The organism is Treponema pedis (assembly GCF_017161325.1).
In the GTDB taxonomy this organism is placed as follows: Bacteria; Spirochaetota; Spirochaetia; order Treponematales; family Treponemataceae; genus Treponema_B; species Treponema_B pedis.
Window position 1 is genome coordinate 1,185,702 of record NZ_CP045670.1, and the last position, 16,133, is coordinate 1,201,834.

The 16,133-nt window shown below is 39.6% G+C and carries 16 protein-coding genes; 4 read left to right on the plus strand and 12 right to left on the minus strand.

The features are described 5' to 3' along the window. Nucleotides 1-19: 19 nt before the first annotated feature. From DYQ05_RS05155 to DYQ05_RS05170, 4 genes are read right to left on the minus strand one after another with little or no spacing between them, the layout of a single operon-like run. Nucleotides 20-457: a response regulator gene (locus DYQ05_RS05155; protein WP_020964889.1), complete on the minus strand. Its 438-nt coding sequence runs from the start codon at nt 455-457 to the stop codon at nt 20-22. A 17-nt stretch (nt 458-474) separates the two neighbouring features. Continuing rightward, entirely contained in the window at nt 475-939 is a 465-nt protein-coding gene (locus DYQ05_RS05160) for a chemotaxis protein CheX (protein WP_020964890.1), read from the minus strand. A 41-nt stretch (nt 940-980) separates the two neighbouring features. After that, complete coding sequence (locus tag DYQ05_RS05165; RefSeq protein ID WP_029409682.1) at nt 981-2,324, minus strand: CheR family methyltransferase; 1,344 nt, start codon at nt 2,322-2,324, stop codon at nt 981-983. Between the two features lie 22 nt (nt 2,325-2,346). Continuing rightward, on the minus strand, nt 2,347-4,767 hold the full coding sequence (locus DYQ05_RS05170) for a chemotaxis protein CheW (protein ID WP_206183970.1): 2,421 nt from the start codon (nt 4,765-4,767) through the stop codon (nt 2,347-2,349). Nucleotides 4,768-4,985: 218 nt separating this feature from the next. Here DYQ05_RS05170 and DYQ05_RS05175 point away from each other — a divergent pair, with 218 nt between their 5' ends. Further along, nucleotides 4,986-6,140 carry a hypothetical protein gene (locus DYQ05_RS05175; protein ID WP_020964893.1) on the plus strand — a complete coding sequence of 385 codons (1,155 nt, stop codon included), beginning with the start codon at nt 4,986-4,988 and terminating at the stop codon, nt 6,138-6,140. Beyond that, complete coding sequence (locus tag DYQ05_RS05180) at nt 6,140-7,000, plus strand: hypothetical protein (RefSeq protein WP_020964894.1); 861 nt, start codon at nt 6,140-6,142, stop codon at nt 6,998-7,000. The genes DYQ05_RS05175 and DYQ05_RS05180 overlap by 1 nt, the downstream gene beginning before the upstream one ends. 70 nt (nt 7,001-7,070) lie before the next feature. Here DYQ05_RS05180 and tsaD read toward each other — a convergent pair whose 3' ends face one another. The 5 genes from tsaD to dut all read right to left on the minus strand — a co-directional run bounded on the left by tsaD (nt 7,071) and on the right by dut (nt 10,647). Further along, nucleotides 7,071-8,087 carry a tRNA (adenosine(37)-N6)-threonylcarbamoyltransferase complex transferase subunit TsaD gene (gene tsaD / locus DYQ05_RS05185; RefSeq protein WP_206183971.1) on the minus strand — a complete coding sequence of 339 codons (1,017 nt, stop codon included), beginning with the start codon at nt 8,085-8,087 and terminating at the stop codon, nt 7,071-7,073. 27 nt (nt 8,088-8,114) lie between these two features. Then, nucleotides 8,115-9,362, minus strand: coding sequence for a divergent polysaccharide deacetylase family protein (locus DYQ05_RS05190; protein ID WP_206183972.1), 1,248 nt, complete (start codon nt 9,360-9,362; stop codon nt 8,115-8,117). An 85-nt stretch (nt 9,363-9,447) separates the two neighbouring features. Beyond that, entirely contained in the window at nt 9,448-9,903 is a 456-nt protein-coding gene (locus DYQ05_RS05195; protein ID WP_206183973.1) for a hypothetical protein, read from the minus strand. A gap of 3 nt (nt 9,904-9,906) precedes the next feature. Next, nucleotides 9,907-10,134 (minus strand): NifU family protein, encoded by a 228-nt coding sequence (locus tag DYQ05_RS05200; protein WP_020964898.1) that lies wholly within the window; start codon nt 10,132-10,134, stop codon nt 9,907-9,909. Between the two features lie 78 nt (nt 10,135-10,212). Then, nucleotides 10,213-10,647, minus strand: coding sequence for a dUTP diphosphatase (dut, locus tag DYQ05_RS05205; protein WP_024465653.1), 435 nt, complete (start codon nt 10,645-10,647; stop codon nt 10,213-10,215). A gap of 157 nt (nt 10,648-10,804) precedes the next feature. Between dut and DYQ05_RS05210 the strand changes: the two genes are divergently transcribed. Beyond that, a complete protein-coding gene (locus DYQ05_RS05210; RefSeq protein WP_024469954.1) occupies nt 10,805-11,524 on the plus strand; it encodes a DUF4912 domain-containing protein in 720 nt (239 codons plus the stop codon). Continuing rightward, nucleotides 11,514-13,085 carry a 1,4-alpha-glucan branching protein domain-containing protein gene (locus tag DYQ05_RS05215; protein ID WP_206183974.1) on the plus strand — a complete coding sequence of 524 codons (1,572 nt, stop codon included), beginning with the start codon at nt 11,514-11,516 and terminating at the stop codon, nt 13,083-13,085. Before DYQ05_RS05210 ends, DYQ05_RS05215 begins: the two co-directional genes overlap by 11 nt. Before the next feature lie 108 nt (nt 13,086-13,193). Here DYQ05_RS05215 and gltA read toward each other — a convergent pair whose 3' ends face one another. The 3 genes from gltA to DYQ05_RS05230 form a co-directional block, all read right to left on the minus strand. Beyond that, a complete protein-coding gene (gene gltA / locus DYQ05_RS05220; RefSeq protein ID WP_024466097.1) occupies nt 13,194-14,708 on the minus strand; it encodes an NADPH-dependent glutamate synthase in 1,515 nt (504 codons plus the stop codon). Between the two features lie 11 nt (nt 14,709-14,719). Continuing rightward, nucleotides 14,720-15,556: a sulfide/dihydroorotate dehydrogenase-like FAD/NAD-binding protein gene (locus tag DYQ05_RS05225; RefSeq protein ID WP_206183975.1), complete on the minus strand. Its 837-nt coding sequence runs from the start codon at nt 15,554-15,556 to the stop codon at nt 14,720-14,722. A gap of 374 nt (nt 15,557-15,930) precedes the next feature. Then, nucleotides 15,931-16,074 (minus strand): hypothetical protein, encoded by a 144-nt coding sequence (locus DYQ05_RS05230; RefSeq protein ID WP_020964905.1) that lies wholly within the window; start codon nt 16,072-16,074, stop codon nt 15,931-15,933. Nucleotides 16,075-16,133 lie beyond the last annotated feature (59 nt).

The window sequence follows — 16,133 nt, forward strand, 5'->3', positions numbered from 1 at the left end:
TCTTTACTGAATTTAATATTTATATGCCTAAAACACCGGCAATTCTTTCCAAAACTTTTTTTCTATCAAGCGGTTTTACGATATAATTTTTTGCACCGAGCAAAAGAGCTTTTTTTACAAGCTCTTCTTTACCTAAAGCACTTATCATTACAACCTTGGCATTTTTATCAAAGGCCATAATTTGTTCAAGAGCCGTTATTCCGTCCATCTTAGGCATGGTAATATCCATTGTTACAAGGTCAACATTAGGGCATAATTCCTTATATTTTTCTACACCTTCAAAACCGTCAACCGCAGTGGCAACAACTTCATAACCTTCGCTGCTTAAAATCTGTCCTATTTGTTTTGTAACGAAAATGGAATCATCGACAACCAATACTTTAAAAGGTGTACCGTCGGGTTTTTTACCTTCCGGCGCTCTTTCGTTAATATTCGGAAAATCCTGTTTCGATATCATCTTATACCTCCAATCCTTTATGTCCTATCACGGATAGCAACATTAATTTCAACCTTACCGTGCGGCGTTTCCATTGGAACAATTAAAGCTTCAATATTATTGTTTGAAATTTGCATATTATCTCCGCTAAAAAGAGCAGGCGGAGTTAAATCAAACTTAAACCCTAAATCATGCAGCTTGGTTACCGCTTGTGCCGTAATAAGATTAGCCAATTCGGTAATAGTAGCGCGGGCTAATTCATCAAATGTTTTCAAGTCTTCGCTATTCATTGCAGAAGCGATTTTTAATGCTGTAGGCATTGTCATATCAAAAATAACTCTTCCTTCAACATCTCCCGCAAGACCTACAATAGCAGCTACACCCATAACCGGCATACATGTCGATTTTAGGTACAAATCTCCCCGCTTGATTTCTCCTTCCAGCACTTGTGAAAGAATATTGTAAGCGGCTTCACTAAACGGATTAATATACTCTACACGCATTTAACACTCCTTATAATCCTTAATTTATATGTTATTTGTCCTTACTCTTTTGTAAACGTTACCACATCGCCTTCGGCATTTCGTAACCAACCGCTTTGTTTAGGCATTGCTTCATTTTTACCCAATATAATAATACCCGTATTTTTAAGTTTTTCCCTGAATTCTTCAACCAAAGAATTTTGAGATGCCGGATTCATAAACGATAAAACGTCCCTGGCCAATATTATATCAACATCAGGCACGGCATTTTGATGTGTACAATCGTGATATTCAAAAAGAATCATATCTTTTATTTCTTTGGAAAAAGTCAAACTGCCGTTTGCAGTACGCGTAATGTACGGCTCGTAAATACCGGAAGCCGCCTCATCGGGAACCGAAAGCATCGGAGCGTTTGAAATTGCCAAAAGGTCGAAGTCATTGGCATAAATTTTTATATGCGCCCGCTGATACTTTTGTTTTAAAAGAACCGCCAAACTGTATGCTTCATATCCCGCGCCGCAGCCTACGCACCAAACATTAATTACAGCGGAATTATTTTCCGGTAAAAGTTTATAATATGCGTTTATATAATCCTCGCTCCAAAATTTCTTTGTAAACGGAGATAAAAACGGCGTAAGAAATTCGTCCGCATCCTGCTCGTTTTGAATTTGCAAATTTCCCGACGGGCGCATATCCTTCCATTCCAAATAACGCTTTTGAATCCAATCTTCGTTTATGGCGGTAATGTAAAATTTACCCATTGCCGCAAGCGTATCGCCTATAAATTTAATATCCAACCCTTCGGTAGATTGCCGTCCCACGGCGGATTTTGTATTTTCCGCTGCGGTTTGAGTTTGCGGCAGGGCTTCTTTAGTATCTTCTTTTTGATTTCTCGAAGCAAATATCTTATCGACATCAAGCAAAATATACAAATGCCCCGCACTTTCAACAACACCGTGAATATATTTTATATTGATATCGCCGAAAATTGGGTGAGGAGGCTGGATAGTATTACTTGAAACCCCTACAACCTTATCGATATAATCCACGACAACACCGAAAGTTTGCTCCTGTACGGTAATTATAACCATACTTTCAGCTTGGTTTTTCTTACGTGTAGCTACCGGAATATTAAAGAAAATACGAAGGTCTATAATCGGTATTATATCTCCGCGCAAATTATAAACCCCCAAAACAAAGGGCGGAGTATTCGGTACATAAGTAAAATTTCCCGCTTTCGCAATTTCTTTTACGCGCATTATATCGATAGCGTAATCTTTTCCCGCAAGCGAAAAAGTTACCATTTTAAAATCGAGTATCGTCATCTGGTCATGTAAGGTTTCGGAATCGCTTATCCCAGTCCCTACATTAGCTCTTATTTCTCTTATCTCTTTAGTTTCCGACATTCTATTGCTCCTCAAGTAAAAACTACCAAACGGAAGCTTCACGGCGTTCTCTTGCCATAAGTTCCTGCTTTAAACCGAGCTCAAGAAGCTGAGCTACATCTATTATCAACGAAACGGAACCGTCTCCTAAAATTGAAGCTCCCGCAATTCCGGGTGAATTTGTAAACTGGTCTTTCAGAGGCTTAATTACAACGTCTTCTTCACCTATTAAGCTGTCAACCATTAAGCCTACTTTTTTCTCTTCGGTTCCTATAACAACTATATAATTATAGCCGTCTTCATCGGTTTCCGCGGAATTAATACCGAATAAACGGTTCAATCTTAAAAGACTGTATACTTCATCTCTGACGTTAAAAACCTCATAGTTGTCTATTCTGTTAATTTCTTCCGGTTTTACACGATGACTTTCAATAACCGAAGTAATGGGAATTGAGTAAACTTCTTCTCCGACCTTAATTAAAAGACCCTTTATAATAGCCAAAGTAAGAGGCAATTTAATTATAAACCTCGTACCTACGTTCGGTTCGGATTCTACCGTAACCGTTCCGTTCAGTTTCTCAATATGAGTCTTTACTACGTCCAATCCCACTCCGCGGCCGGAAACGTTGGAAATTGTTTTACTTGTGGAAAATCCGGGTGCAAATACAAGCTGAAAAGCCTCTACATCCGTTAAATTTTTATTGGGATGAAGAATACCGCGCTCTACGGCCTTTTGTTTTACCGCTTCGACATCAATACCGTGACCGTCATCGGTAACTTCAATTACAATCATATTTCCTTCGTTGCTGGCCTTTAAAAGAAGCGTTCCCTGTTCAAGTTTTCCCAACTTTTTTCTCTCCGAAGGAGATTCTATTCCGTGGTCGAGGGAGTTTCTTACGCAGTGCATTATAGGGTCAAGCAAGTCTTCTACAACCGATTTATCAAGCTCCGTATCTTCACCTTCAATTACAAGCTGAACGTCTTTTTTCAAGTCGCGTGAAAGGTCGCGCACTACACGCGGGAAGCGGCTGAAAATCTGACTTATAGGAACCATTCGTATTTTCATTACGCCTTCCTGAAGCTCTCCTGAAATTCTTCCCAAGTTTTGAGCCGAAGACTTAAATTTGGTAACCGCCGCTTTCATGGAAGAATCGAATGAACCGAAAAGTTCTAAAAGGTCCGAGTACTCGTTTACCAAATCCTGTTTTATCGTATTGATATCGTAACCTTGCTGTATTTTTCCAAGATAATCCGGAATTTTATCCAGCAATTTTCTTGTTTTATCTTTATATATTGTGTTGGAATTTTGAAACCCGGAATACAAATCGCTGAATTCCATTGCGCTTTGGTTTAAAGAAGCCTTTGTAATAACGGTTTCGCTTACAAGGTTTAAAAGATAATCTATGCGTTTTGCATCTACGCGCAAGATGGAACCGGAAGAGTGCATTCCCCCTGAGGGGCCGCCCTGAGGGGCACCCTGAACGGCTTGAGGTTTTTTATCGGTTTGTTCCGAAGCCTTGGAAGCGGCTATTTCGGCATTTACCGCACTTTCCGTTTTCGATGCGGACGGGGCGGCTTCTTTTACCGGCTCTGCAAGTTTTTCTTTTTGAGCGGAAACCTGCCCTTCTTTTACATGTGCGGTTGCCGCCGCAAGAGAAATTTGCTCCGCATTTACGGAAAGCGTTACATCGCTTATAAAACCGGCTTTTTCAACGGCGTTTTTATTTGCCGAAGAAGATATAAAATAAACTACGGTTTCGTGAAAAACATCTTCATATAAGGCGTCAAAATCGGGAACGGTTTTTAAAACGCTTCCCTGCTGCTTAAGTGCGGCAAATACCTGAATACCGCCTACGGAATTCATCAAATTGGATTCATCGAATTTTACCGTAACCGCATAAAGGTTTTCGCCTTTTTGTACCGTTTCGTTCAGCTCTAAAATTTCGTATTCGGAAAAATAATCCGTAAGTTGTAAACCGGAGCTTGAAGGTGCCGGAGCCTGTTTGACCGGCTGTACGGCGGCAGGCTTTGGAGCCGCCTGTTTTGCCTGTTTTTGCGCTCCCTTTTTTTCAGGGATAAACGACCTGAGCTGAGCTACAATTCCTGAAACATCATCCGAATAAATATTTCTTGAAGCTCTCGCATTAAGCATAAGCTTAATAATATCAATCGATTTTAAAAGTATATCGACCGTTTGCCCCGTTACTTCTACAAACCCGCTTCTGATTGCATCAAGCAAGTCTTCCATGGCATGAGTAAACTGTGATAACTCAGTCATTTCAACGGTGGCAGAACCCCCTTTTAAGGTATGAGCGGCTCTGAATATTTCATCGATAGCATTGCGGTCATTAGGATTTTGCTCTATAACCAAAACATTGCTCTCAAGCGTTTCTACCTGCTGTTCGGCTTCACTGAAGAAATCTTTTAAAAGCTCTTCATTATTGATGTCAAGATAATCACTCATACTTATATTTTATACTATTTTAGAGATTAGTCAATATGTGAAAGGCTTTTTTTACGTTTTTATTGAAAAAACTTATCATAAATCGCTAAAAACCGTAGTCTTACGCAAAAACTAATATTTTATGTATTTTTTCCCGATAATATTAAAAACCGTTATAAATAATAGCCAATCTTATAGATTGACAATTATCGGTTAAGATTGTAAAATTAAGTATTATTATGTTTGCAAATGTAAAGAAACTGTGCTGTTTGACGTTTTTGCTGTTTACGGTTTTAACGGCACCGGCTCAAAATATATCCATTCCTCATTTTGAAAGCGTTAACACGTTTTACGGTATAGGTTCTTCGCCTTATATAGGCGCAAACTCCGTATCCGATTTAATATTAAGATTTTCCCCTTCACATATTTTGTATATGGATTTAAGTATAAATGCCGATATACAAAAACTGTTGAATTTTTTTTCTCCCGTTTCCGACTACCGCAAACCTGGAAAATTCGATTTTTTGGGAGCGTCCGTAAATTTTCCGCATATTAAAAACAATCTTCTTTCGGTAGGCGTTTTTACCGGTTTTTACGATTATCTGGGCTCCGATTCGCTTTTACAGGAACACATAAAAGAAAAACTGCCCGAACCGGATTTCAGAAAAAGATACCCCGCTTCGGCTTTCAGGCCGCAAAATACGGTTAAAGGAACAGGATTTACGGTTCACGGGGCGCTTAAATCGGGTTTTTATATGGGGCTTTATTCATATTGGAACGAAGAGTTGCGGGAAAATCTGAGAATAAGCGGAGATGTCCGTTTCGGCGGCAATTTCGATTTTTTTTCATTCGACTTTTTTGCAGGAGCGGCCTTGCCGCTAAAAATAAAGCAGTCGGAATTCAGAACCGGAATTACAATGTTGTTTAAGGCGGACGATTATTACGAATTCTTTACCGAAGCGGGAGTTGCGAAAATAAGTATTGCGGATATATCTCCGAATCTGTTTATGTCCAATTTTTACGCTTCGTTTGAAGCCCGTATAAAACATGATAAGGTTAATACCGCAATAGCTTGTTTTATATCTCCGGTATTTTTACTTCCGGCCGGCATAAACGACCCGGCTTTAAAAGATTCTTTTTTTACGGGGTTAAATACAATGCTTACTTTCGGAAGCCTTAATTTATATAATGTGGAAGGAGGGTTTTCCGTATTGGCAAGCGTAAACCCGCAAAAGCCGGCTCTGATTACCCCTTTTTCGTTTTCCATAAGCCCGTTTATTGCATTTAAGATAAACAAGATAGAATTCGATTGCAGAATTCCTATAAATCCTTTAATGTATAATAATTTAAAACAAATGTTTACAGGTCAAATTTCCATAAAGGCGGTGTTTTGATGAAAATTTTAAAAAAGCTGATAATTTTAACGGTTTTATTTACGGCAATAAGCGCCGCTTATACAGTTGAAATCGAAATTGCCGCGGAAGCGGGGAATTTCGCGTTCAGCTCGGACGGTGTTTTAAAAAAAATGCCCGATTTCGGCTTCAGGCTGATTTTGGACGAAGATTTGGGAAAAAACATTCACGGACGGCTTGCCGTAAGACGTACGCCCGGTTTCGGCAATTCCATATGGGGAAGAATAGCTTATGTAACCGATTCCATAAAAATTTCAATAGGCCCCGCCTTGGGCTTTTTAAATTCCAATAAATTTGAAAAAGATTTTATAACTCTTTTTCAGCCGGGCTTCGGAACTTCAATGTCGTTTAGAACGCCTAAGGGTTTTTTGGCGGAAGTGGATACGAATTTTGCGGTTCCTCTTACACCGGCAAAAACAAGCAGAATTTATTTGCAGGACGGTTTTTTCGAACTCGGTTGGAATTTCCCGAACATAACCGCATCGTTAAAGATTTCACAAAAAACAAAAACTTCCGTTAAAGATAATGATGAAATTTTTATTTCGCTTACGGATATGGGAATGTACACAATGGTATATTCAAAACCTTCACGTTTCAGAATTCCTTTAAATGTTTTTTTTAGAATTAACAGATATGAAAAAAGAGCCGGCTCTCTTTTAAAAGACAGTATAGGAAGTGTTGTTTTGGAAACGGGACTTGAACATACTATAAGCAGCGAAGTTGAATGGTTTGTAAATTTCGGCGCGGGCTTGTTCTCGTTTTCATTTGAAAAAAAAGGCGAAGCTGTAAAAGGGTTTTTCTTTAATACGGACGCGGGCGTGAGAATTTCCGTCGGCAGTTAAACAAACCCACGTCCGTTTATTTTAAGTTGCCGGTTTATAAATCAACCGGAACTTAAATTTTTAATTCTCTTTATCTTTTTCCTTTTTTGCTGAAACCTTCAACTCTTGCGGAAGCTTCAATCGTAAAGGGACTTCTGTCGCCCCGCTTTAAAAAGTGATACCCTAAACCGGCAATCATTGCGGCATTATCGGTACAAAATTTTAAAGACGGAAAAATACATTTTAATTCCGTATGCTCGGCAAGTTTTGCCCGCAATAGAGAATTTGCCGCAACTCCTCCGCCTGCAACAACGGTTTTAAGTCCCGTATCGATTGCAGCGTCTATAAGAGGCCGTAAAAGAATTTTTACCGCGCGCAGCTGAAATGCCGCCGCTATATTTTCATTTGTTTTTTCAAAATCTTTATTCCAAAAGCGGTCAAGCTGATTTATAACCGCCGTTTTTAAGCCGGAGTACGAAACATCGTATTTATGCCCTTCTTTGTGAATTATCGGCATAGGGAAATTAGCGGCCTTGGGGTTGCCTTTTTGTGCAAGTTTATCTATTACGGCTCCTCCCGGATAGCCCAGATTATAAAACTTTGCAACCTTATCAAAGGCTTCTCCCGGTGCATCGTCAATTGTCGTGCCGAGTACTTCAATATCGTCGAAATTATTTACTTTACAAATAATGGAATGGCCTCCCGAAACTAAGAGCCCCAAGTACGGATATTCTATTTCATTTTCCAAATGACCGGCATATAAATGCCCCAACATGTGATTTACCGCAATAAAGGGCTTTCCTGAAGTCCAAGCTAAGGTTTTTGCAAAGGTTAAGCCTACCAAAAGGGAGCCCATAAGACCGGGACGGCTTGTAGCGGCAATTCCGTCAATATCGTCTATTGTTAATCCCGCCTCGCTTAAGGCGTGTTTTACAGTGGGCAAAATCCATTCGGTATGTTTACGGCTTGCTATTTCGGGAACCACTCCGTTGTATATTTTATGAAACGGAATTTGGGTTGCAACAATATTGCTTAAAATTGTTTTACCGTCTTCTACAACCGCCGCCGCCGTTTCATCGCATGATGTTTCTATTCCAAGTATTTTCATAATTATAAAACCTCTTTTTTACCGGTTTTATTGAGAAGCCCGATTTTCTTTAGAAATTGTAGAAAACGAATAACCTTCTTTTATAAGCTCCGGGTACATTTCTTTAAGCAAAATTGCAAGTTGCGGTGTAAATATGTGTCCTATCATAATTGCGCTGCCTCTTGCCGAAGCTATTTCAAGTCCCTGTGCAATTTGCTTTTGCAAATGTTCCACAGTTTTTTCGTTATCAAGGAAAACCGCTCTTTCCCAAATTTTAAAATTCATTTCTTTTGCCGTTTTAGGCACAACACTTTTTGCCGTAGTTCTTGAATCCAAAAAATAAATATTTTTTTCACGGCAAAGCTCAAGTACTACCCGCATTGCATTTTCATCGGAAGTTATGAGCGAGCCTTCGTGATTATTCATTCCTGCAACCGGGGCAATTTCTTCGATGTTGGAAGAAACGATTTGTCTTATTTCTTCCGCGCTCATTCCGGGCTGGATTGAACCTTCTCCCGGGTTAATGTTTAAATTAACGGACTGCATAGGCTGATGTAAAATAAGCTCCTTACCGGAAGACCGGATTCTTTTTGCGGCTTCCGCAGAATGGGCAAGCCTCGGCAATACCGCAATAGTACACGGAAACGGCAAGTCTAAAAAAAGCTTCAGCTGTTCCAAACTATGACCTGCATCGTCAAATACGAAAATAAGTCGTCCCTTTTCGGGAAGTTCCGGCAAATCTTTTATGGGGACATTTCCTTCATTAGCCGTAAGCTTTGCAATGCTTTCCGTTTCGGAAGGTTTTACCGGTTTAGGAATATCTTTAGGGGGCTCGGGTCTTGGCTCTTTCCCCGCACCGCCGGTTTTAGGTTTTTCCGTTTTTTCGGAGGGTTCGGACTTATGGAGCTTTGCAGAACCTTCAGACTGTACAGGTTTTTCGGAAGTTGCCGGCTTGGACGGTTTATCCGCCGTTTCCGTCCTATCTTTTTTTACGTTATCTTTGAGTTTTTCATTTTTGTTTTCCGAAAGAGGAGATTGTATTTCCTCTTGCCTTACGGAAGGTTTATTTTCAATTCCGTTTTGTGTACGGCCTGAAAAATTTTTTCTTTTATCCTGTTCTACCGCAGGTTTTATAAATAAAAAAACGGCAATTAAAATAATACAGACGGCAAAAAGCCCTGCCGCCAAACCCGTATAATTAAGGGTATTTTTTTTTGAATTTTTCCGTTTTGTTGATTTTTTAGCCGCCGTTTTTTTCGGAGAGGCTTTTTTTGAACTTTCTTTTTTTTTCGCCATAGCCGGAAAACAGAATAAACCTTAGTTTAAAATTTGTCAACAGGGAAATCAATTTATCAAAGACATAGAAAAATCAATGCGGAGTTTACGGGGTATTCAGCTTTTTTAATACCATAATTTCTTTCAGACTGCCGGTATAAGGCTTTTTATTATCGTCTAAAAAAGAAAGAGAACCGTCTTCATTTTTAAAAAAGAATTCGGAAGGCACATTGTTGGGAAAATATAAAACAATTACTCCGTCCTTTCCCAACAGCCAATTACCCTGTATTATTTTCGGTACGGCGGAAGTCCGTCCGCCCGCTTTTTTAAAAAGTAAAACTCTGGCTGTTTTATCGGCCTTAAATTCTACGGAATAAACCGAAATGCCGCTTTTTTCGGCAGGAAATTCCGTAGAATAAACACCTAAAAAAGCATCTTTATAAGGCTCGGAAGGTTCGGGTTCGGGCCCTGCACTTGGAGCGCTTTTGCACGAAGATATTCCGCTTAAAAAAAATACGGTAAAAGCGGTTAAAATTAAACCCTTTAAAAGTTTTATTTTCAAAACTTATTCCGCAATAACTTCGGTAACTTCGGGGAACATATCTTTTAAAGTCTCTTCCACTCCGAGTTTTAAGGTATAGGTAGCCATAGGGCATGAGCCGCAGGCACCTTTTAAGCTTACAAACACTTTTCCGTCTTCCGAAACCGAATTAAGCTCTATATCCCCTCCGTCCGCCTGTAATCTCGGCCGGATTATATCTATTGCTTTTTGAAGTTCTTCTTTAACCAACATAAAATTCTCCTACAATTAAGTTTTATAAAAACAAATATATAAAAATAAGGCTCTAAAGGCAAATTTTATAAAAAAAATTTAAGCAATTCCCGTAGAACCGTATCCTCCCGCGCCCCTTGCCGTATCGGAGAGTTTTTCTTTTTCCGTAAATTCGGCTTGAACGACGGGAGAAATTACCGCTTGAGCTATGCGGTCGCCCTTTTCTATTTTAAAATCTTCGCTTCCGAGGTTTATAAGCAAAACGCAAAGCTCTCCTCGATAATCGGAATCGACGGTGCCGGGCGTATTTAATACGGTTATCCCGTGCTTTAAAGCAAGTCCGGAACGCGGACGTACTTGCAGCTCCATGCCTTCAGGTAGTTCTACGGAAAGCCCGGTAGGTACGAGATATCTTTGCATAGGCTTTAAAATAACGGGCGTTTCAATATATGCGCGTAAATCCGCTCCGGCAGAACCTTGTGTTTTATACTCCGGTACGGAAGCCTCTTTTTTCAGTTTAATAAAAACGGGAATTGACATAGAGCTTAGTTTAACACATTTTTAATTTTAAATCTAGAATACAAAAAGCGATAAAATACCTGCCCTGTTTACAAAGCTGTAGACATAAGTTTAAATGCGAACCCTTGACACAAACCGTTTTTTTGCATTATACTTTTAAAGAGGAAAACGTGTGAAGTTATCAAAAACTTATTTAGAATCTGTTGCCGCAGATGAGCTTTTACGGCTTGCAGAAATATACGGGCTGTATGTTCCGAAAGGACTTAACCGTAATTTTATAATTGAAGAACTCTTGGAACTTGAAGAATACGGTGAAGACGAAATTTCTCCGCACACGGGAAACCGTAAAAAGAAATTTTATGAAGAAGAACCTGACGATGACCCTAAGAAAGTTAAATTGTTTAAAGGACTTCCGTCTTCTTACAATTCTACGGAAATACGGATACTTTTAAGAGATCCTATGTGGCTGTTTGTTTTTTGGGATTTTTACAGACCGTCTTTTAAAACTATAACCGAAGATATGCAATTCGATTCTTTTATTTTACGCGTTATGCTTTTTTATGAAAATAACCGAAGCGAACCTTATGATTATTATGATATAGATATAAGCAAGGAAGATACGGGAAGATATATTTTTCTTTCTTTTGATGATGTTTTGACGCGCGTAAATCTTTGCGTACGGTTTTCGGACGAAACCGTTAAGGTTTTAGCGGAATCGAATTTTATTCACCTTAACCGAAAAAATATCCCGAATGCTCTTTGCCTTCTGGAAAATAATGTTAATACGGTTTCGGCTCTTTCAGGTATTTCAATTTTAAAAAAGAGCCATTTTAAAAATTACAGACAAGCATTCCGCGATAATAAAGATGAGGAGGAAAAAAGTGAAAAATAATAAATTTGTTTTTATTTTAGATGCTCATCTTCCGTATATACCCAGCGAAGCGGACGGCGGAATTGAACAGGACAGACTTTTTGATTCTCTTTCGTATACATATTTGCCCGTTATAAAAATGTGTGAAAATTTAAAAAAAGATACTCCGTTTAAAATGGGTATTGTTTTTGAACCGGCTCTTTGCGAAATGCTTGCAGACGTTTTTTTTCAAGAGCGGTATAAAAAACACATTGAACGTAAAATTGAATTTGCAAAAAAAGAATTGGAACGCTGCGCAGGTTGCGAAAAAACCAAAAAACTTATTCAATATAATTTAAAGGTATTCAGCGACGATAAGCGCACCTTTGAAGATTGCGGCGGAAATATTTTAAAAAAATTCGATATGCTTTCAAAAGAAGGATATATAGAAATATTGGCTACAACTGCAACCAGTTGTTTTTTACCGTTTTTTGAAAGTATGCCTGAAGCCGTTTCGGCTCAAATTGAAATGGGGCAGATAAATTACAGAAAGCATTTCAGCTCCATACCTTCGGGATTTTGGCTGCCCGCTTTGGCTTACTGCGAAGGTTTGGAAGAAATTATCAGAAGTTACGGTTACAGCTATACTCTTGTAGAAACAAGAGCTTTTTTGCTTGCCGATAAGGCTCCTCCCGCAGGGATATTCGCTCCGGCCGCCGCTGAAAACGGCTTGATTTTTTTAGCTTCGGATGCACCCGCATGCCGTTCGGTTTACGATAAAGCCGATTCTTTTTCTTCAAATCCCGTGTACATGGACGTTGAAAACGATGTGGGATTTAAATTACCCGAGAAGTACCTTGCCTCCGTGTTCGATACGTCAAGGGGCAGAAGACCTATAGGTTTCAGATATTGGGCAAAAGACGAAGATGAGTCTATATATGATATAGAAAAGGCTCGGGAACAAATTGAAATAGATGCGAAAACTTTTGTAGAAGCAAGAATTTCAACATTAAATTCGGTACGGGATACAACTGTTGTTAGAAGCCCGGTTTCCGTGTTTATTTGCTCTTCCGATTTTTTAGGGAAAAGATGGTGCGAAGGAATTGCTTGGATTGAGCGTGTTTTTAAATTGATAAGCGAAAGCGAATCAATAGAAGCCGTTTTACCCGAACAAGCCGCTCATATTTCAAAACAGGTTTATACCGTTAAACCGTTTTTTTCCTCTTTATTTGATTCCGGATATGCCGCAGAACTTTTAACCGGTAAAACCGATTGGATGTATAGATATATGCTGAAGATGACGGAACGTATGATTAAACTTACGGAAATGTTTCCCGAAGAGGGAGGCTTAAAAGAAAGGGTTTTAAATGCTGCTGCCCGGGAAGTTTTTTTAATGCAGGCATTTTACTGGCCATTTTACGGCGCAACAACGGAATTACAAGAATTTGCGGAAAACCGTTTTTTAGAGCATATTAAAGCCTTTACTGTAGCCTACGAATCACTCGGAGCGGACGCTCCCGATGCTAAATGGCTTTCCGAGCGGGAACATAAGTATCCTATTTTTAAGGAAATCAATTACCGCTCTTTTTGTAAAAAAAGGTAATTTTTTTTAAAGAGTTATAAAAAGGGATATGAACCTTCTTTGCCGGACAAAGCGGCGCGGAGGGTTCATATCAAGCTTTAACTGTTTTATCCCTTTTCCATTCGGGTTTTATTTTGTTTTTAAATACTCGTTTATAGCGGCGGCGGCTTTTCTTCCTTCGCCCATTGCCAAAATAACCGTTGCGGCTCCGAGAACAATGTCTCCGCCCGCCCAAACGCCTTCGATTGAAGTTTTTTGGCTTTCATCTACAACTATGTTTCCTTTTTTGGTAACTTCCAAACCGTGGCTGGTTTGCGCCATAAGCGGGTTTGAGTCGTTACCCAAGGCTACTATTACGGCATCTATTTTAATTTGATGTTCGGTACCCGGTTTTGCAACAGGTTTACGTCTTCCCGATTCATCAGGTTCGCCGAGCTCGTAATCCAATACTTCAATTGCACAAACCTTTCCGTCTTTATCGCCTATTATTCTTGTGGGGTTTTGCAAAAAGCAGAATTCCACACCTTCTTCTTCGGCATGGGCTACTTCTTCTATACGGGCAGGCATTTCCGCTCGGGTACGGCGGTAAATACAGTATACTTTTTTACAACCCAAGCGATAACCCATTCTTGCGGCGTCCATCGCAACATTTCCGCCTCCTATTACCGCCAATGTTTCCGCTTCGTAAAGAGGAGTATCTGAGTGTGAAGCATCATAGGCTTTCATCAAATTGGCTCGAGTTAAATACTCGTTTGCACTGAAAACGCCTATCAGATTTTCTCCTTCTATTCCCATAAATTTCGGTAAACCTGCCCCGGTTCCTATAAAGGCCGCATCAAAGCCGTCTTCTTTTAAGAGCTGTTCCAAAGTTTCCGTTCTTCCTACTAAAAAGTTGGTTTTAAATTCGACTCCCATTTTTTCGAGGTTTTCAACTTCTTTTGCAACAATTTCTTTAGGCAAGCGGAACTCTGGTATTCCGTATACCATAACACCGCCCGTTTTATGAAAGGCTTCAAAAACGGTAACGGAGTGTCCGGCTCTTCGGGTATCGGCGGCTACGGTTAGACCGGCGGGGCCTGAACCTATAATCGCAACTTTTTTCCCCGTTTCGGGAGCAATTTCGGGTACGGTAATTTTATTATTATTTCTTTCCCAGTCGGCGACAAAGCGTTCAAGCCGCCCTATTGCAACCGCCTGTTCGGGAGATTTTAACATTTTTCCTATAGTACAAAAGGCTTGACACTGCTTTTCCTGCGGACAAACACGGCCGCAAATTGCAGGCAAAAGATTGGTTGTTTTTATAACATCAACGGCTTTTTTATAATCGCCCTTTTGAATTTCCGCAATAAATTCCGGAATCGGAACACCTACGGGACAGCCTTTTACACAGGGGCGGTTTTTGCAGTTTAAACAGCGAGCCGCTTCAACTTCCGCCTGTTCGTTAGTATAGCCAATCGCAACTTCGTCCATAATAGCAGCCCTCTTATGAGGGTCGAGGGTAGGCATATCTTGCAACGGAATTTGAGTTCGCTCTTTCGGAGTTAAGGTTTTATCTTTTAAATCATTCCAAAGTTTTTTCGCTTTTTCGGAAAGTTCATCGTAAGTTAAATGTCCGGCACGGTTTTCACAATTAGTATTTTCCATCATGTTCCCTCTTAATTAAAAATACCTGAACGGCATTTATGTTTATCCTGCTCTTCGCGTCCACGGAAAGCCCTCATTCTCATCATCATATTATCGAAATCAACCTTATGCGCATCGAATTCGGGGCCGTCTACACAAACGAATTTTACATCATCGCCTATCGTTACGCGGCAGCCTCCGCACATTCCCGTTCCGTCAATCATAATTGTGTTAAGGGAAACCGTAGTTTTTATTCCGAAAGGACGGGTAGTTTCCGCACAAAATTTCATCATTATGGGAGGCCCTATTGCAAAAACCTCATCCGGCGGTGTTTGACTTTCGCAAAGTTCTTTTAAGGGAACGGTAACGAGAGCCTTTCTTCCATAAGAGCCGTCGTCGGTAGTTATTATAAGTTCATCGGCTATAGCCTTCATCTCGTCTTCAAAAACGACCAAATCCTTATTTCTTGCTCCGATAATAACAATAAGTTTGTTTCCGCAATTTTTGAACGCTTGAGCGATAGGATACATCGGAGCAACCCCGATACCGCCGCAAACGCAGGCTACAGTTCCGCACTTTGTTATATGCGACGGCCTGCCGAGAGGTCCTAAAATTGCAGCAATGTAATCTCCTACATTTTTACTGCAAAGTTTAATTGTAGTTGCTCCTACGGCTTGGATAACAAGGGCTATCCAGCCTTCATTTGCATTAGCGTCCGCTATAGTTAAAGGAACGCGCTCGCCGAAATCGGTATCTATCTGAACGATTACGAATTGACCGGGATATCTGTTTTTGGCAATTTCCGGCGCTTCAACCTTAAGATAGAATACTTCAGGCGAGTACTGCCTTTTTTCAAGTATTTTGTGCATACCTATACTCCTTAGTATATTCTATAAAAAAATAATGATTTATACAATACTTAATTGTCAACAGTATATCAAATTTATCTAAAAATTTCAACAGTAAAATTAAAAATATATAGAGAAGGTCTTATTTTAAGCAATGCTATCCCGCAATGCTATCCCCGCATTGCTTAAAACAGCTTAATGCGTTTGTAAAACGGATACACACTATTACAATGTATGTTTTTATTTCATTGCAAGATTTACGGGAAATAAACACTTTCCCAATTTGATAATTGCGAAAGTGATGATTTTATATGAAGATTTAAATTAAAAAATAGGGAGCCGTTAAAAATCGAATTTTTAACGGCTCCCCAGTGTAAAACTTAAACATTAAACGGCTACATAAAAAGATTTGTCGCCGGCACGGAAGCCTTCCAAAGAAGAGTCTGTTCGTGTAATTTGTTCTGGTATGTCAAAGTTTCAACCCTTAAAGGCTCGGTATTTTTACGGTTAATTTTAATTTTTTTAAGTAAATTTTTCATTTTCAACTCCTGTTAAGTTTTATTTAATGTATCAATGCAAAAGTTTTTATACTCTTGCA